Source organism: Sulfitobacter sp. M13 (assembly GCF_053474885.1).
This window is the reverse complement of record NZ_CM130281.1, coordinates 2848125-2865373: the sequence shown is the minus strand read 5'-3', so window position 1 is coordinate 2865373 and position 17249 is coordinate 2848125. Positions and strand designations below refer to the sequence as shown.

Annotated in this window: 16 protein-coding genes and 1 tRNA gene; 7 read left to right on the top strand and 10 right to left on the bottom strand. The window is 60.7% G+C overall.

The genetic code is table 11. The annotated features are described in order from the left end of the window. Positions 1 to 11: 11 nt before the first annotated feature. The 3 genes from ACVBAU_RS13690 to ACVBAU_RS13680 all read right to left on the bottom strand — a co-directional run bounded on the left by ACVBAU_RS13690 (position 12) and on the right by ACVBAU_RS13680 (position 2182). Complete coding sequence (locus tag ACVBAU_RS13690; RefSeq protein ID WP_138922836.1) at positions 12 to 509, bottom strand: RES family NAD+ phosphorylase; 498 nt, start codon at positions 507 to 509, stop codon at positions 12 to 14. Next, positions 506 to 1012, bottom strand: a complete 507-nt coding sequence (parS, locus tag ACVBAU_RS13685) for a type II RES/Xre toxin-antitoxin system antitoxin (RefSeq protein ID WP_138922837.1) — start codon at positions 1010 to 1012, stop codon at positions 506 to 508. The genes ACVBAU_RS13690 and parS overlap by 4 nt, the downstream gene beginning before the upstream one ends. A gap of 129 nt (positions 1013 to 1141) precedes the next feature. Beyond that, positions 1142 to 2182, bottom strand: coding sequence for an NADP-dependent oxidoreductase (locus tag ACVBAU_RS13680; RefSeq protein ID WP_138922838.1), 1041 nt, complete (start codon positions 2180 to 2182; stop codon positions 1142 to 1144). Positions 2183 to 2342: 160 nt separating this feature from the next. On the opposite strand from ACVBAU_RS13680, the gene ACVBAU_RS13675 reads away from it, so the two are divergent. After that, complete coding sequence (locus tag ACVBAU_RS13675) at positions 2343 to 3128, top strand: inositol monophosphatase family protein (RefSeq protein WP_138922839.1); 786 nt, start codon at positions 2343 to 2345, stop codon at positions 3126 to 3128. Between the two features lie 62 nt (positions 3129 to 3190). On the opposite strand, the gene ACVBAU_RS13670 is transcribed toward ACVBAU_RS13675, so the two are convergent. The 3 genes from ACVBAU_RS13670 to putA all read right to left on the bottom strand — a co-directional run bounded on the left by ACVBAU_RS13670 (position 3191) and on the right by putA (position 7790). After that, positions 3191 to 3562 carry a GFA family protein gene (locus tag ACVBAU_RS13670; protein WP_138922840.1) on the bottom strand — a complete coding sequence of 124 codons (372 nt, stop codon included), beginning with the start codon at positions 3560 to 3562 and terminating at the stop codon, positions 3191 to 3193. Continuing rightward, the gene (locus ACVBAU_RS13665) at positions 3559 to 4302 is read right to left on the bottom strand and encodes a rhomboid family intramembrane serine protease (protein ID WP_138922841.1); all 744 of its coding nucleotides are present in this window, start codon (positions 4300 to 4302) and stop codon (positions 3559 to 3561) included. The genes ACVBAU_RS13670 and ACVBAU_RS13665 overlap by 4 nt, the downstream gene beginning before the upstream one ends. A 68-nt stretch (positions 4303 to 4370) precedes the next feature. Next, the gene (putA, locus tag ACVBAU_RS13660) at positions 4371 to 7790 is read right to left on the bottom strand and encodes a bifunctional proline dehydrogenase/L-glutamate gamma-semialdehyde dehydrogenase PutA (RefSeq protein WP_448326785.1); all 3420 of its coding nucleotides are present in this window, start codon (positions 7788 to 7790) and stop codon (positions 4371 to 4373) included. Between the two features lie 128 nt (positions 7791 to 7918). Here putA and ACVBAU_RS13655 point away from each other — a divergent pair, with 128 nt between their 5' ends. From ACVBAU_RS13655 to ACVBAU_RS13645, 3 genes are all read left to right on the top strand, one after another. Beyond that, entirely contained in the window at positions 7919 to 8374 is a 456-nt protein-coding gene (locus tag ACVBAU_RS13655; protein ID WP_138925080.1) for an Lrp/AsnC family transcriptional regulator, read from the top strand. Between the two features lie 95 nt (positions 8375 to 8469). Further along, positions 8470 to 8556, top strand: a tRNA-Leu gene (locus ACVBAU_RS13650). 148 nt (positions 8557 to 8704) lie between these two features. Then, positions 8705 to 9940, top strand: coding sequence for a GAF domain-containing sensor histidine kinase (locus ACVBAU_RS13645; protein ID WP_448326784.1), 1236 nt, complete (start codon positions 8705 to 8707; stop codon positions 9938 to 9940). Positions 9941 to 10032: 92 nt separating this feature from the next. Here the strand turns inward: ACVBAU_RS13645 and metG are convergent, their stop codons facing one another. Both metG and ACVBAU_RS13635 read right to left on the bottom strand, forming a co-directional pair. Continuing rightward, positions 10033 to 11745, bottom strand: coding sequence for a methionine--tRNA ligase (metG, locus tag ACVBAU_RS13640; RefSeq protein ID WP_448326783.1), 1713 nt, complete (start codon positions 11743 to 11745; stop codon positions 10033 to 10035). 55 nt (positions 11746 to 11800) lie between these two features. Then, complete coding sequence (locus ACVBAU_RS13635; RefSeq protein WP_138922845.1) at positions 11801 to 13030, bottom strand: MFS transporter; 1230 nt, start codon at positions 13028 to 13030, stop codon at positions 11801 to 11803. Between the two features lie 166 nt (positions 13031 to 13196). Here ACVBAU_RS13635 and ACVBAU_RS13630 point away from each other — a divergent pair, with 166 nt between their 5' ends. From ACVBAU_RS13630 to ACVBAU_RS13620, 3 genes are all read left to right on the top strand, one after another. After that, complete coding sequence (locus ACVBAU_RS13630; protein ID WP_448326782.1) at positions 13197 to 14234, top strand: aldo/keto reductase; 1038 nt, start codon at positions 13197 to 13199, stop codon at positions 14232 to 14234. A gap of 149 nt (positions 14235 to 14383) precedes the next feature. Then, the gene (locus tag ACVBAU_RS13625) at positions 14384 to 14881 is read left to right on the top strand and encodes a lipocalin family protein (protein WP_448326781.1); all 498 of its coding nucleotides are present in this window, start codon (positions 14384 to 14386) and stop codon (positions 14879 to 14881) included. Between the two features lie 78 nt (positions 14882 to 14959). Further along, positions 14960 to 15877 (top strand): EamA family transporter, encoded by a 918-nt coding sequence (locus ACVBAU_RS13620; RefSeq protein ID WP_448326780.1) that lies wholly within the window; start codon positions 14960 to 14962, stop codon positions 15875 to 15877. A gap of 21 nt (positions 15878 to 15898) precedes the next feature. On the opposite strand, the gene ACVBAU_RS13615 is transcribed toward ACVBAU_RS13620, so the two are convergent. Both ACVBAU_RS13615 and ACVBAU_RS13610 read right to left on the bottom strand, forming a co-directional pair. Then, positions 15899 to 16594 carry an NUDIX hydrolase gene (locus tag ACVBAU_RS13615; RefSeq protein WP_448326779.1) on the bottom strand — a complete coding sequence of 232 codons (696 nt, stop codon included), beginning with the start codon at positions 16592 to 16594 and terminating at the stop codon, positions 15899 to 15901. A 48-nt stretch (positions 16595 to 16642) separates the two neighbouring features. Next, positions 16643 to 17047, bottom strand: a complete 405-nt coding sequence (locus tag ACVBAU_RS13610) for a DUF983 domain-containing protein (protein ID WP_335744312.1) — start codon at positions 17045 to 17047, stop codon at positions 16643 to 16645. Between the last annotated feature and the right edge of the window lie 202 nt (positions 17048 to 17249).

Here is a 17249-nt window from a genome sequence, read left to right as displayed (position 1 = left end):
CGGCTGCGCCGTCAGAGGTGCAGCCGCGGGTCGAGCGCGAAGTCTTCCTGCATCACATCGTCATACTGCGCTGCGGCCTTATGCGCGTCAAAGATCAGGTTCCAGCTGTGGCGCGAAACGGTGGACGGGATCAGCACGAACAGATGATCGCGCAGCAGCGCATCGCCAAAGCTTTTCTGCCCTGCGCCATGTGCGCCTGGCACCAGCCAGTTGGGGTTCGGGACATCCGTGCTTTGCACTACATGAACCGCGGTCGGGTCGATCACACGGCCGGATGTCAGCACATGATGCGCGGTGTCCAGCGCCTTGAACCCCTTGTGCACAGCAACTTCAAGGATCGCGGTGGCAGGGTCTAGTGCGGTATAGACGGCCCGCACGCCGCGGCTGTTCCAGCGCCCGCCCACACGGTACGCGCCTTCGCCGCTATGCCAGGTGGGTGCATGCTGCCGTTGATCCAGCCGCCAAAAACGCAGTGCGCCTGACCCGAGGGGCGGCGGCAAAGGCGTCAAGCGTAGACCCCGTACTCCATCCGGGTGAGGGCGTTTTCGACGGCTTCGGCCCCCGCGGCCGATGACAGCAGGTCAATCGGACGGCGGTTGTCCAAGCTGATGGCAGGGGCCAGCATCCACGCCTCGGCGGCCTCTTGATCGCCAAGAACATCGGTCGCCTGCGCTAGTAGCTCGGCAAAGCGCCACGCACGGCTGCTTTGCTCGATGGACAGACGATCCTTGCCCTTGTCGGCCTTCTTGCGTTGCAGGGTGCGCAGGCTCATCCCGATCGCTTTGTTCAGCGCGTCGCCCGAGGACAGCACCGACACGGTATCGACCAGATGCAGTAGCGCCTTGGACGAGATGCCTTTGACAATCACATCATGCGCCTCAAGCGAGTTGCGCACCGTCTGGTTGATCACCTTGCGCCCGCCCAGCAGGTGAAACGCGCGCAGGGCACCATCTGCATCCACGTCGATCAAGGGAATTGCACTTTTGTCGGATTGAAAGGCCGTCGCACCCATGGCTGGATTCCTTTTCGTCATGTGTCGTAAAATACATGACACGTGACGCCGTGTTTTTCAAGGGGTGCGGGGGGCTGTTCGCTCGGGCGGGTATGGGGCAGGGGCGCGTGCGCCCCTGCCTGTGTGGTATTAGCCGACCTTAACGATGGCCTTGCCTTGGTTGCCGCCGGTCAACAGGTCCATGAAGGCCTGTGGCGCGTTTTCGAGGCCCTCGGTGATGTCCTCTTTCACCGCGATGGAGCCATCTGCCACTTTGGGGGCTACTTCCTTGAGGAAATTGGGGAAGTTGTTCCAGTGGTTTGAAATGATGAAGCCATTCACACTGAGGAAGTTCACGAGGATCGTGCGCCACAGTTTCGGCGCGGTCAGCGACTCTTCGGCAGCATTCGCGCCCAACCCACCGGCGTTATACCATGCGATCATGCCGCAGATCGGGATACGCCCGTGCGGGTTCATCATCGGGATAACGGCCTCGAGCACTTTGCCGCCGACGTTTTCAAAGTAGATGTCGATGCCTTTGGGGCAGGCGTCTTTAAGCGCGGCGCGCAGCGATTTCGCGTCATCATAGGCGCGGTGGTCAATGCATTCGTCAAAACCGAAGTGGTCTTTGGCCATGGCGCATTTGTCCGCGCCGCCCGCGATGCCCACAACGCGCAGCCCGTGCGACTTGGCGATCTGGCCAACCATAGACCCGACGGGGCCGGTTGCAGCGGCGACGACAAGTGTTTCACCCTCCTTTGGGCGACCATATTCCATCAAACCTTGCCATCCGGTAAATCCGGGCATGCCCAGAACGCCAAGCGACGTGGTGATCGACACCTGATCAGGATCGACTTTGCGCAGCTGGTTGGCTGGCAGTACGCCGTGCGTGGCCCAGCCCAGCATACCGAACGCATGGTCGCCCGGTTTGAAATCGGGGCTGTTAGAGGCGATGACCTCTCCGACCGAACCGCCCTCCATTGTGCCGCCGACCGGCACCGGTGCAGCATAGGATTTCGCGTCATCCATGCGGCCGCGCATGTAGGGGTCAAGCGACATGTATTTGATGCGGACCAGCACTTCGCCGTCGGCAGGCGTGGGCACAGGGCCCTCTTCGAGGCGGAAGTTATCGGCCGTCGGGGCCCCGTCAGGGCGCGATGCAAGCACAATTCGTTTCATCTGGTCGGACATTTTGCTTTCCTCCTTAGCAATGTTTCTGGCACGTTATATGTTAATCGAAGGCAGGCAAGGGAACCGTGCGCGCCACGTTGCGTCAGATGATGCTGCCCCCTTGGCAAATGCCGTATGGGGGCTTATACGCACGGCCTGATCCATCAAAGGACACGGAAATATGGTTGGCAGTGCAAATCTAAACATCATGATCAAGGCGGCCCGCCGTGCGGGGCGCGGACTGGTCAAGGATTTCCGTGAGGTCGAGAACCTTCAGGTGTCCATGAAAGGTGCTGGCGACTTTGTCAGCCGCGCTGATATTCAGGCCGAACAGACGCTGAAAGCCGAACTGATGAGCGCGCGCCCGACCTATGGCTGGTTGGCCGAGGAAGGCGGCGGCGAAGAGGGGCAAGACCCCACACGGCGCTGGATCGTCGACCCGTTGGACGGCACCACCAACTTTTTGCACGGGCTGCCGCATTGGGCGGTCTCCATCGCGCTAGAGCATAAAGGCCAGATCGTTGCTGGCGTTGTATTCGACCCCGCCAAGGACGAGATGTTCTTTGCTGAAAAGGGTGCCGGTGCGTGGATGAACGAAGGACGTCTGCGCGTCTCGGGCCGTTCGCGTATGATTGAATCGATTTTTGCCACCGGACTGCCTTTTGCCGGTCGCGCAGATTTGCCAGATACCTTGCGTGATCTGGGCCGCATCCTGCCGGTGTGCGCCGGTGTGCGCCGTTGGGGCTCTGCCGCGCTGGATCTGGCCTATGTGGCCGCCGGTCGCTACGATGGCTATTGGGAGCGCCGGTTGAACAAATGGGATGTGGCAGCGGGCCTGTTGATCGTGCGTGAGGCCGGTGGCATGGTCGAGCCACTGAACCCCGAAGGCAACATTCTGGACGATGGTGAAATCGTCTGCGCGAATGAGGCGCTGTTCAGCGGATTTGCGAAAATCGCACGCGGTTGATCCGGTTGCCGGGGGCGGGATGCCTTCGGCGAGGATTTATACCATTTGGAAGCACCCGTCGGCTATTTGTCTGACGGGTGGTTTATGCCGTCGCTGTAGGGGATCGGTTCCTGCGTCCAGGGTGTGGCCCCTTCGATACACCCCAGATTGACCCCGCATTGCGCCGGGTCGGATCGTCGCTGGTGGTACATATAGATGCCGCAAATCTTACAGAAATAATGCTTCGCCGTATGGGAGCCCCAGGTGTAGAGCGTCAGATGCTCTGCGCCTTTGGTTACCTTGAGCGCACTGGTGATTGCCGTGACGGCCGGTGCCGCGCGGCGGCGGCAGAAGGAACAGGTGCAGCGCGTGGCAGAGGCCAGCCCGTCAGGTAGGGTGGCGGTGAGGGTGACACTGCCGCAGTGACAGGCCGCGGTGTGGGTGCTGGCGGTCATTTGCGTCTTACCTTTGGGATGCGGCTGGCACTGGCGGGATAGGTCGCTTGCGGATGCGGCGGGTGCCCATCGGTGGTCGACCAGAACTTTGGCCCACCCAACCGTAGCCAAAGCGGAATGGTGAGAACCATCCCCACGATAAACCCGCCAGCATGGGCCCAATAGGCCACGCCGCCGACAGTGGGGTCAGCCCCGACGCCGCCGATAAACTGCATCCCCAGCCACAGGCCCAGCATGATCCATGCGGGGATCGGGAAGATACGGAAGAACACAATAAAGATAATCAGGATGTCGACTTTGGCTTTGGGGTACAGCAAGAGGTAGCCGCCCATCACACCTGCGATCGCCCCAGAGGCACCAACCGTCGGAACTGGCGAATAGGGGGCCGAGATTACATGGGCCAGTGCCGACAGCAGGCCGCAGGCGAGGTAGAACAGCAAATAGCTGCCGTGGCCCATCTCGTCTTCTATATTGTCACCGAAAATATAGAGAAACAGCATGTTACCGGCCAGATGCATCCAACCGCCGTGCAGGAACATTGAGGTGAAGATGCCGGTATAGCCGTCCCCCGTGGTGACGCGGCCGGGGATGAGCGCCCAGTCGAAAAAGAAGATGTTGAGCGCGCGGTCGTCGCTGAACAGCCCGACATAACTGAGGAAAACGCCAATATTCACCGCCATCAGCAGGTAGGTGACATAGGGCGTGCGGCCGGACGGGTTGTGATCGCGAATGGGGAACATGGGCTGACCCTTAGCCATTGCGCGGGCGTGGTCAAGGGCGGGCGTCGGAACGCCCGCCCTTGGTCAGATCAGCCGGCAGCCCCCAGAAGCTGCGCGTTCCCGCCGGAGGCGGTGGTGTCGACGCAGACGTGACGTTCTGCGCGGACACGGGCGGTGTCAGGCAGCCCGCGCAGCAAAGGGATGATCGGCCCGTCGCGTTCAGACAGGGCTTGCTCCAGTTTGCGTGCGGTAGCCTCGTCGCCCCACCATAGGACACCACCATAGGCCGGGCCATTGGTCAGCGCCGTCGCATCGATGCTGCCCGAAAGTGCGACCGCATTGCCGCCAAGGGCCGTGACGGCGCGGGCTTGCTCTGCCGCGGTGTCTTTGCCCGGGCCCATGCACAGCAGCGCCGGACGCGGCAGGGTGCTGAGCCGGTTGGATTCGCCCGTGGGCCCCGGCAGGGTGATGGTTTCGAGGAAGGCTCCGCTGTGACCGGGCAGACGGGGCAGGTCGCTTTGTGTGCTGTCCCATGCTTCCTCTACCACCTTGAGGTCGGGCGCGCTGAAGCGGGGCAGGTAGTTCGGCCCACCTGCTTTTGGCCCCGTGCCTGAAAGACCTTCGCCGCCAAAGGGCTGGCTGCCGACGATCGCGCCGATCTGGTTGCGGTTGACGTAGATGTTACCCGCCTCGATCCGTTCAGAGATATGTTGCACACGGTCGTCGATCCGTGTGTGCAGGCCAAAGGTCAGCCCATAGCCGGTCGCATTGATGGCATCGACGACCTTGTTCAGCTCGGTTGCCTTGAAGGTGGCGATATGCAGAACGGGGCCGAAAATTTCGCGCTCCAGGTCGGCGATGCCCTTCACGCGGATCATTGTCGGCGCGATAAAGGTGCCGGCAGTCGGCGCTGTGAGCTCGGCGATAACCCGACCATCAGCGCGGGCGGCGTCGATGTGGTCGGCAATGCCCTGCTGCGCGGTGTCATCGATCACCGGACCGACATCGGTCGAGATCTCCCAAGGGTTGCCCATAACCAATGCGTCCATTGCCCCTTCGAGCATTTCGATCACGTCTTCGGCGATGTCTTCCTGAACATAGAGGCAGCGCAGGGCAGAGCAGCGTTGCCCCGCCGACTGGAACGCACTTTCGACGATTGATTGCACAGCCTGTTCGGGCAGGGCAGTGCTGTCGACGATCATGGCGTTCAGGCCGCCGGTTTCCGCAATCAGGATCGCGCCGGGATCGCAATGTTCGGCCATAGCGGAGCGGATGCGTAGCGCCGTGTTGGTCGAGCCGGTAAAGGCCACCCCGTTGATCCGCTTGTCCGAGGTCAGTGCCGCGCCGACGTCGCCGCCACCGGGCAGCAGTTGCAACGCGTGACGGGGGACGCCAGCGTCATGCAGCAGGGTCACGGCAAGAAAGGCAATCAGCGGGGTCTGTTCCGCCGGTTTTGCCAGCACCGCGTTGCCCGCTGCGAGTGCCGCGCTGACCTGCCCGCAGAAGATCGCCAGCGGGAAGTTCCAAGGCGAGATGCAGGTAAAGATGCCAGCAGGGGGCGTGTTGGTCGCCTGTTGTGCGTAATAGCGCAGGAAATCCACTGCTTCGCGCAATTCTGCCACGCAGTCGGGCAGGCCCTTGCCGGCTTCGCGTGACAACAGGGCAAAGATCTCGCCGTAGTGGGATTCCAGCATATCTGCCGCGCGTAACAATACCTCGCGGCGTTCTTCCAGCGGGGCGTCCCACACGGCGGCGTTGTCGAGTGCTTTGGTCACGTCTGCCTCGGAGGCATTGCGCACCGTGCCGGGGCTGCGACCAGAGGCAGCGGGGTTGATCAAGCGCACGGCTTTGTTGGGCTTTGCCTCTCCGTGCAGCAGGGGCACGGCGGCCCAGCGGTGTGCCTTCCACGGGGCACGGGCAGATTCGATGACATCCAGTGTCGGCGTGTGCATCAGATCGAACCCCATCGAATTCACACGCGCAGGGGCATAAAGTTCGGGGCCTGTCGGGATGTGAAGGCCGCTTTCGGTAAGATTGTCGAACGGGTCAGCGGCGACGACTTCGGGGGCCACGTCTTCATCGACGATCTGGTTTACAAAGCTCGAGTTTGCGCCGTTTTCCAGCAAGCGACGTACGAGATAGGCCAGCAGATCGGCATGGGCACCGACGGGGGCATAGACGCGGCAATGGGTGCCGTGTTTCTCCATCACGATGTTATGCAGGGTCTCGCCCATGCCATGCAGACGTTGGAATTCGAACTTCTCTTTGTCTTCGGCCATGTGCAGTACAGCAGCGACCGTATGGGCGTTGTGCGTGGCAAACTGCGGATAGATCCGGTCTGTCATGTTCAGCAGTTTGCGGGCGTTGGCGATATAGGACACATCGGTTGCGGCTTTTTGGGTGAAGACGGGGAAACCTTCGACGCCTTTGACCTGCGCGCGTTTGATTTCAGTGTCCCAATAGGCCCCTTTGACAAGGCGGACCATAAGCTTGCGGTCATGGCGGATCGCCATATCGTATAGCGCATCGATCACCACGCCGGCGCGGGGACCGTAGGCTTGTACCACGATGCCAAAGCCGTCCCAGCCGGACAGGGCAGGTTCGGACAGGACTTTTTCGATCACGTCCAGCGACAGACCCAGACGGTCGGCTTCCTCGGCATCGACGTTCAGGCCCATGTTGGCGGATTTCGCCAGCAGGGCAAGGGCCCGCAGGCGCGGGACCAGATCGCGCATGACTGAGGTCTCTTGCGCCACCTCGTACCGCGGATGCAGCGCCGAGAGTTTGACCGAGATGCCGGGGTTCTTGCGGCTGTCCTTGTGAATGCAGGCGGTCGCGATGGCAGAGATCGCGCGGCTATAGCTCAGGTGGTAGCGTTTGGCGTCGCTTTCGGTGCGGGCGGCTTCGCCCAGCATATCGTAGCTATAGGTATAGCCCTTCTTTTCCATGCCCTTGGCGCGTTCCATCGCGGCGTTGATGTTTTCGCCCAGAACGAACTGGCGGCCCATTTCCTTCATCGCGCGGCTGACGGCAGTGCGGATCACCGGCTCACCCAGACGTTTGATGGCGGCGCGCAGGTGGCGCACGGGGCCAGGTTGGTCATCGTCCAGCACGCGGCCAGTCAGCATCAACGCCCATGTCGACGCATTCACCAGTGGCGAGGTGGAGTGCCCCATGTGGCGCCCCCAATCGGACGGTGCGATCTTGTCCTCGATCAGCGCGTCGATGGTTTCGGCATCAGGCACGCGCAGCAGTGCTTCGGCCAGACACATGAGCGCGACACCTTCGTCGGTGGACAGGCCATATTCGGCGAGAAACACTTCCATGATACCGGGGGAGGTGTGGCCTCGGATGTCGCGCACGATCTGTGCGGCGTCTTTGGTGATCTTGACCCGTTCCTCTGGCGACAGATGCGCGTTGCGCGCCAGTTCACGCAAGACGTTGTCTTGGTCGGTGTAGGTGCCTGCGTCGATCTGGTGGCGCAAAATAGGGGACGAATCGCGTGCCATTAGGTACTCCAATTAACAATTGCTGTAGAATAGCGCGTGAATAGTAGTATTAGTTCCTGATTCCGGCCAGATTGGTGGGTAAACCGCTTTATTATTGGGCCTCCTACGTGACAAACGACGACTTCAAAATGGACCGCTTCGATGCGGCGATTCTCTCGGTTCTGGCCGAAGACGGTCGCATCAGTATCACTGATCTTGCAAAGCGGATCGGCCTGTCCAAATCCCCCACCCAAGCGCGGCTAAGACGGTTGGAAGACAGCGGCATAATTCTGGGCTATCGCGCCCTGTTAGACCCGATACGTCTGGGGCTGGATCATGTCGCATTTGTCGAGGTCCGTTTGGAGGACACACGCGAAGTCGCCCTGCGGGCCTTCAACGAGGCCGTGTGCCGTGTGCCTGAAATCGAACAGGCGCATATGATTGCGGGCAATTTCGATTATCTGCTGAAGGTGCGCACGCGTGACATGGCGGCCTACCGTCGGTTCTTGGGCGAAACCGTCACCACGCTGCCCTATGTCGCCAACACGTCGACCTATGTCGCGATGGAAGCGGTCAAAGAAATCATGCTTGCGGATAAGACCTGAACCATCCTCTTTCATGAGACGATCTGACGTTTGAACCGCCAAGACCGCATCTGACCATTTACACCGCCCGCAAGCTGGCTATTGTGCGCGTCGATGCGGGCGTGATGGAATGGTAGACATACCAGACTTAAAATCTGTTGGGCCTTGTGCCCGTGTGGGTTCGAGTCCCACCGCCCGCACCACCCTGTAAATTATATATTTTACTTGCTTGCACGGCGAACTATATTCACACCGTAGCCGATTAAAGCGGTATTTCGAGTATGATGTGGGCCATTGTTGCCGTACGCCCAAGAATTATGGTAAGCGGCGAAAGTTAACGGGGAGGTCCCATTGGGCGACGAAACGCAGCTACGCGCGACTATTCAGGACCATGCCGCCTATTTGTTGGGCTCGCATGATTTCCAATATGACATTGATGTGCTCGCAGGCAGTGAAACGGTTGGGACGCTGCTGGAAACGGTGATGTTGGCCACCAACATGCGCTTTGCCGCTGTGGCACGTGTGACGGCGGACCGATGGGTGGCCTGTCGCACGGTGGACGAGGTGAATTTTGGCCTCTCGGCTGGGGACGAGATCGGGATCGATCATACCTTTTGCCAATCTGTGCACGAAACCTCGGAAAAGGTCCTGTTTAACGACGTTGCGACGGATGATGTGTATCGCAACCACCCGATTGCAGCGCGGTTCGGCATTGTCAGCTATGCCTCTATTCCTATCAGACGCAGCGATGGGACTTTCTTTGGCACGCTATGTGCGATCGACACCGAACCCCGCGATGTAAAGAACCCGCGTGTGGTTGCGATGCTTGAACTTTTCGCGGACACCATCGGCCGCAGTCTCGAGACCGAAGAACGTCTTGAGGCGCAAGAACAGCTGGTCGAGCACGAGCGCCAGATGGCCAAAATGCAAGAAGAATTTGTCGCGGTTCTGGGACATGACCTGCGCAATTCAGTCGCAGCGATGAACGCCGGCGTGCGTCAGCTTGACCGCGAGCCATTGTCGGATAAAGCGCGCAAAATTCTGCCGTTGATGGGCTCTTCGATCCACCGCATGAGCGAGCTGATCGAAAATATCATGCTACACGCAAAGGCACGGCTTGGCGGTGGCATCCGTATCTCGGCCACGCCTGATGCGCCCTTAAGTGACGCATTGCACCAGATCGTCGAAGAGGTGCGCGCAACCGTCCCTAACCACGAAGTGACGATAGATTTGCAGTTTGATCGACCTGTCAGCTGTGACGCCCCGCGTGTTGCGCAGGCGGTGTCGAACCTGCTGTCCAATGCCGTGCGCCATGCTGATCCCGGGACTGAAATCGCAGTTTGCGGGCGCGTCAGTGATGCACAGGCAGAGGTTACAGTGTCAAATCATGGCCGGCCGATCCCTGACGGACTGAGACAGAAGCTGTTCCAGCCCTATCAGCGCGGCGACGATCCCGCCGGAGAGGGGCTGGGCCTTGGCCTTCATATCGCGTCGTCGATTGCGATAGCGCATAGCGGACAGGTTGATGTGACCTGTGAAAATGGCGTCACGACATTTATTTTTCGCCTGCCGTTGCTCGCCGCTTAAATAGGGCGCGGGTCGGGGCCGCTTTGGGACATACGAAAAAAGGCCAGCGCACTGCGCTGGCCTTTGTCATTTTCAAAGCGTGGTGCGTAGGATCAGCTGCGCACACCGGCGAATTTTTCCGCCCATTCATCGCGCTGTTCGTCCGTGATTTTTGCGAACAGGACTTCTGGCACTTCAAAGGCGTGACCGGGGGCCAACTGTGCCAATGCGGCGGGCACATCGTCGGGCCAAGTTGCGTTTTCAACCTTCATGCTCTCTAGCATGCTCGCCGCGGCGGTGGGGATGAAGGGGGCAGAGAGAACGGCATAGAGCGGGATCAGGTTCAGCGCCAGACGTACCTGCGCGGCTGCTTTGTCAGGGTCCGTCTTAAAGGTCGTCCAAGGGGCCTGCGCCTGCAGGTATTCGTTGCCCGCGGCCCAGATCGCGCGCAATTCGGCGGCGGATTTGCGGACCTCCATCGCCTCCATCGCGGTTTGATAGCGGGCAACACGTTCGGTCAGATCCGCGATCAGCGCATGTTCTTCGGGGCCGTACTCGCCCGCTGAGGGGACGTTTTCGCTGAACTTCGAGCGGCAGAATTTGGTGATGCGACTGATAAAGTTGCCTAATACATCCGCCAGATCCTTGTTCACGGAAGACTGGAAATTCTCCCATGTGAATTCGGCGTCCGAGGTTTCGGGCGCGTGGGACAGCAGCCACCAGCGCCAGTAGTCCGCCGGCAGGATTTCAAGCGCCTGGTCCATGAACACACCGCGCCCGCGCGAGGTAGAGAACTGGCCACCGTCATAATTGAGGTAGTTGAAGGATTTGATGTAATCCACAAGCTTCCACGGCTCTTGCGACCCCATAATCGTCGCCGGAAAGCCGAGCGTGTGGAAGGGGACGTTGTCCTTGCCCATGAACTGGGTATAGCGCACGTCGTCCGCGCCCTTGTCGGTACGCCACCAGCGTTCCCAATCGGTGCCTTTTCCAGCGTCGACCCATTCCTGCGCGCAGGCGATGTATTCGATGGGCGCGTCGAACCAGACGTAGAACACCTTGCCCTCCATGCCCGGCCAATCGGTATCGCCGCGTTTGACGGGCACACCCCAGTTCAGGTCGCGGGTGATGCCACGGTCCTGAAGACCGTCGCCATCATGCAGCCATTTCTTGGCAATAGAGGTGGTCAGCACGGGCCAGTCGGCCTTGCTGTTGATCCATGTATTCAACTTGTCCTTCATCTGCGACTGGCGCAGGAACAGATGCTTGGTCGCGCGCATCTCGAGGTCGGTGGCACCGGACACGGTGGAACGCGGGTTGATCAGGTCTTCGGGGTCGAGCTGTTTGGTGCAGTTGTCACACTGGTCGCCGCGCGCGTCTTCAAAGCCGCAGTTGGGGCAGGTGCCTTCGACATAGCGGTCGGGCAGGAAACGCCCGTCTGTTTCGGAATAGATCTGCCGCTGTTCGACTTCTTCGATCAGGCCTTGGTCATACAGGGCTGCGGCGAAATGCTGGGTCAGCACCTTGTTTTGCGTGCTGGACGACCGGCCAAAGTGATCGAATGACAAGCCGAACCCGTCGGCGATCCGGGCCTGCACCTCGTGCATTTCCGCGCAATATTCAGCAACAGGTTTCCCCGCCTTGGCCGCGGCCAGTTCAGCCGGCGTGCCGTGTTCATCCGTGGCGCACAGGAACAGCACTTCGTGGCCGCGCCCGCGCAGATAGCGGGCATAGAGGTCCGCAGGCAGTTGGCTGCCCACAAGATTACCCAAATGTTTGATCCCGTTGATATACGGAATGGCGGAGGTGATAAGGTGGCGCGTCATGACTTGGACCCCGAAACTGCTTTTGCACGTCTCTAGCGCAGCGGCGGGGCAAGGGCTAGGGGGCGTCGCGTTCGCGACTGCGGCGCATCAGGCGGCCAATGGTGAAAGACGTGCGCGGCGCATAGACATAGGGGGTGCGTTTTGTCGCTGTGGGGCGCGCGCGCATGCGGGTCAGCCCGAACAGAACCAGACCCCCATGCCCGACCGAGATCATGGTGAACAGCGCCGCGGGGCCAAAGCCTTCGATCAACACCGATGCCAGATAGGGTGCAAAGATCGCCCCCACGGCAAACCAGAACATCAAGGCTGCTGACAGCTCTACCCGTTCGGAGCTGTTGGCAAAGTCATGGGCGTGGGACGCCGCGACGGAATAGATCGGAAAGGTCGTGAGGCCAAAGAAGCTCGCCGCGAGGAACACCGCCTGCGTGCCCATGCCAGCCGACATAACAGTTACCGCGCAACTAACCATCGACGCCGCCGACAACCAGATAAGCACCCAGCGGCGGTCGAATTTATCGGCTAGCCAGCCAACTGGGAATTGCGCCATCGCGCCCCCGAGCACGAAGGCCGACAGAAACCACGCGATCTGACCGGCGGTAAGCCCGACCTCTTGCCCGTAGATCGGCCCGACCATCCGGAAGGATGCGCTCGACAAGGCTGCGACGACCACCGCAGCAACCGCCAAGGGGGACCGCTGGATGGCCAGCTTGGGGCGCAACCGTCCCTTTTCAGGGGTTTCGGGCTGGGGCAGGCGGGTCAGCACCAGCGGGATCAGCGCGGCGCAACACAAGATCGCCAACAGGTTGTAAGACACATAGGAGGCAGGTGCGAGCACGCCGATGATCATCTGTGCCGCCAACGACCCGCTGGTGTCGACAACGCGGTACGCCCCCATGGTACGGCCGCGCGTCTCGTTGGTAACTTTGGCCTGCAACCATGCCTCTACGACCGTGTAACACCCTGCAACGCAGAACCCCGAGGCGACCCGCATCAGTGCCCAGGCATAGGGGTCCAGCACCATCATATGCGACAGCAGCCCAATCGCCCCTGTCGCAGTAAAGGCTGCAAAGGCGCGGCTGTGGCCGACGCTGCCCAAAAGACGCGGCGCGCCCCAGCAGCCCAGAAAGAACCCCACGAAATGCGCCGACCCCAACAGGCCGATCTGCTGGTTGGTAAAGCCCAACTGGATGCCCGACAGCACGTCCAATGGCCCCACACCGCCCGACGACAACTGTAGCAAAATGACAGATAAAAAGAGAGCGGCGAAGGAAATGAGCAGGCGCATATCGTGATACTCTGTGCTCTTTTTCGGGCGAAACCAACGGCCAAAACGACGTCTGTGCGACAATTTTCGCCATCGGGCATTTGCGCGGCTCCGGTGCCTCTAAAATGCGCTTGCGGTGGCAGTGCGGAACAGAAAGGTTAGGCGCAAATCTAAACGAGGAATTCCGATGCAAAAGAACACACTTGGCCACACTGGTATCGAAGTGACAGATTTCTGTCTGGGCTCAATGACTTGGGGGACGCAGAACACCTCTGACGAAGGTCATGCCCAGATCGAACGCGCGCTTGATGCGGGGATCAACTTTATTGACACCGCCGAGATGTACCCGGTCAATCCGGTCAAAGCCGAAACCATTGGCCGCACCGAAGAGATCATCGGCGAGTGGATCGCAAAGACCGGGCGTCGCGATTTTGTGCTGGCGACGAAACACTCGGGCGCGGGGGCACCGGTGCGCGACGGCGCGGGGATTTCATCCGACACGATCCGCAGCACGCTTGAGGCGTCATTGAAGCGGATGAACACCGATTACGTCGACCTTTATCAGTTTCACTGGCCCAACCGTGGCAGCTATATGTTCCGCAAGAACTGGGACTATGACCCCTCGTCGCAGAACCGCGCAGAGACGATGGCCCATATGGAAGACTGCATGGGCGCGCTGCAAGATGAAGTGACCCGCGGCACCATCCGCGCCTTCGGGCTGAGCAACGAAACCGCTTGGGGTCTGACGCAATGGGTGAACGCTGCCGAGCGGACAGGCGGCCCGCGTCCGGTCTCTGTGCAGAATGAATATTCGCTGTTGAACCGCATTGCCGATAGCGACGTGGCAGAGACATGCCACAACGAAGAGATTGGCATGCTGTCCTACTCTCCACTGGGGGCAGGTCTGTTGACCGGCAAGTACCAGAACGGCGCGATTCCCGAAGGGTCGCGGATGGCGATCAACGGGGATCTGGGCGGGCGCAAGACAGACCGGGTGTTTGTTGCCGTAGAGGATTATTTGCAGATTGCGCAGAAACACGGGCTGGACCCGGTTCAGATGTCGATGGCGTTCGCGCGGCAACGGCCCTTCATGGCTTCGGTGATCTTTGGCGCGACGTCGCTTGACCAGCTAGAAGTTATTCTGGGGGCCATCGACTTGCATCTTGATGACGAGGTGATGGCCGATCTGGATGCCGCCCACAAAGCCCATCCGATGCCCTTCTGAACCAACGCAGCCCCAGCCCCGATACCACAGGAGATTTCGATGCCGCCTACCATGAACAAGGACGTATTCATCCCGTGTGGCGTATCGGGGTCTGGGGGCGGTCTGTTTGTCGGGCTTGAAAGCCTCGGCCCGACGAAAAGGCCCGCTACATGAAGCGGGCGTTTTTGGCGTTGGCCCTGCTTGCCGGGTGCTCTGCTCCTGCGCCCGAAACGGCGAAAGGTCTGCGCGACACCAAGGCGCTGATCGGGGCCACCAGCCGCTATGATGCGGCCCGTTTCAAGGGGGCTTGGTTGGTGCGCGATAGCTTTGGCGACGGTGTCGCGCAGGTCGCCTTGGTCGAAACAACCAAAGGGCCGGCGTTCCAACTGTGCGCGCAGACAGGGTGCAGTGATGGTGGCACCCTTTGGCTGGCGCAGCAACTAGGGCAGGGGCGGTATGCGCTGTCCCTTCCTGACGGCACCACGCGTGGGCTCTGGGTGCTTTGGGTCGACGAAGGGTTCCGCACGGCGGTGGTCGGGAACCCGGCTGGAGACTTCGGCTGGATTCTTGACCGCAGTGCCACGGGCGGCGCAGACCGGATCGCGGCGGCCCGCGAGATACTGGACTTTAACGGCTATGACACGGGTCAGCTTGGGATGCCGCGATGACCCCGATAGGTTGGCAGGGACAGGTGTGTGGCGCGGTGTCACTTTGTCCGCGCACCACGGCAATGCTGGATCACGCGCATGGGTGATACGGGCCCGGACCTGTGGGTCCTCGTGACGCTCGCCGCTGCGGTGTTTCAGACCGGGCGTTTTATGCTGCAGAAATATCTGGCCACCGCGACATTGTCGGCGGCTGGGGCGACGTTCTCAAGGTTCCTGTATTCCGCGCCATTTATCGTGTTGGGCCTTGGGGCCTATCTGATGCTCAGCGCGACGCCTCTGCCAGCCCTTGGCCCGGGGTTCTGGGCGCACGGGCTGATGGGTGGTACGGCGCAGATATTGGCGACCGTTTGCGTCGTGCTGTTGTTCAAACAGCGTAACTTTGCCGTCGGGATCACGTTCAAGAAAACCGAAGTTATCCTGACCGTGCTGGTCGGATGGGTCATTCTGGGCGAGGGCGTCAGCGCCACCGGCTTTGCCGCGATTGCCCTAGGCGTAGTGGGGTTGCTGCTGCTGTCCGGCGGGGCCGAGGCAAAAGGCTTTCACCTGCGCGACTTGCGCAACCGCGCGGCGGGGCTGGGGGTTGCGTCGGGCGCGTTGTTCGCCGTTTCCGCTGTGTCCTATCGCGGGGCGTCGCTGGCGGTGATGACAGAGCAGCCTGTGCTGCGCGCGGGGGTGACCCTTGCGGCGGTGGTTATGATGCAATCGGTCATCATGGCCGTTTACCTGCGCCTGCGCGAGCCGGGGCAAATCCGCGATGTCTGGCGCGCGCGCCGTGTCGCGGTCTGGATCGGCCTCACGTCGATGGGCGGATCGCTGTGCTGGTTCATCGCCTTCACGCTGCAGAACGCGGCCTATGTCAAAGCACTCGGGCAGGTGGAGCTCATCCTGAGTGTCGCGGCCTCTACGCTGTTCTTCCGCGAAAAGATCAGCACTCGCGAAGCTGCGGGCATGGCTGTGCTGATTGCGTCGATCCTGATGCTGGTTGTGGTGGCCTAGGGGAAGCGCAGGGGTCGCTGTTTAGCTTGGCAACGGGCGGCCGCGCAGCCGCAGGAACAGGCTCTCTTCGTCGTTGTTCTTGAAATACGGCACGGACGCGGGCGGCTCGAGTTGCCGCGCGCGGGCCTCCACTTCGGCCAGAACGACCTCTGTGATGAAGGGCATATCGAATTTGCGGGCGTCCGACAGGGCGACCCATTGCAGATGCGAAAGCTCGTCGCAGGCGTCGTCGAAGTTATCCAGATCGGTGGCAATATCGTCGGCATCGACCAGAAAGAACCGCGCGTCAAAACGGCGTGGGCGGCCCGGAGGCGTCAGGGCGCGGAATACAAATTGCAGCGGGGACGCGTGGGGCAGATAGCCGCGCTGAGCAAAGGTAAGCCAATCGGCGGGGGGCGTGCCCTCCCACGCGCCTTCCTGACCGAGGATCAAACCGGTTTCTTCCCAAAGCTCGCGGATGGCAGCGACCACCAAAGCATGTGCAAGGCTGCCATCGGCATCATCGGCAAGACGGCTTTGGCAGGTTTCATCGACCATGCTGGCCAGCGGCACCTGCGCATCGCCCAGATCAACCGCGCCGCCCGGAAAGACGAATTTGTTCGGCATAAAGGCCGCGGTCGCGCCGCGTTGCCCCATCAGAATCCGCGGTGCCGTATGTCGGTCGCGGATCACGATTACCGTGGCTGCGTTTCGGATTTTGCTTTTGTCGATGGTCATCGCCTTGCCCCAAATCTTGTTTTTCTAGCAGGGCTTGTGGTGTGTCGGTCAGTTGGTGCTGCCGAACCCGCCCATGCGCTTTGCCCATTGGAAGCCGATCATGGCCCCTTTCATTCTAGGCAGAAGGTAGAGGGACAATCCAACGCAGCCAACCGAAAAGATTGTAAACAGGGTCAGAGGTTCAGGTCGCCAGGCCACAAAGGCGATATGCAGCCCCGGTGCCATCAGGTGCCCGACCACGAGGATCGTCAGATAGGCCGGTCCATCATCGGCGCGGTGGTGAAACAGTTCTTGGCCGCAAACAGTGCAGGTGTCGTTCACCTTCAGATAGCTTTTCAGCATCGGACCGGCCCCGCAGTTGGGGCATTTGCGCCGCCAGCCACGCAGCAGGGATTTCTTCATGCTGCGATCGGGGGCGTCTACGTGTGGCATCTCTAAGGTCTGGTCAGTCATCTGGGCTATCCTTGTTCCTACCCTACATGCGGTCAAATCACCCCAAGATAAAGGGAGCAAGATCGAGTTGCGTCGCCATGTCGCAAAGCCCGGTGCGTCGGGGAGTGTGAAAGTTTTTCGCTTTTGTTGCGACGGAAAGCCGAGGGGCCGTCGTTTGAACCGGTATCGCCACGCTGAAAACAGCGGGTGTTAGACGGTTCAC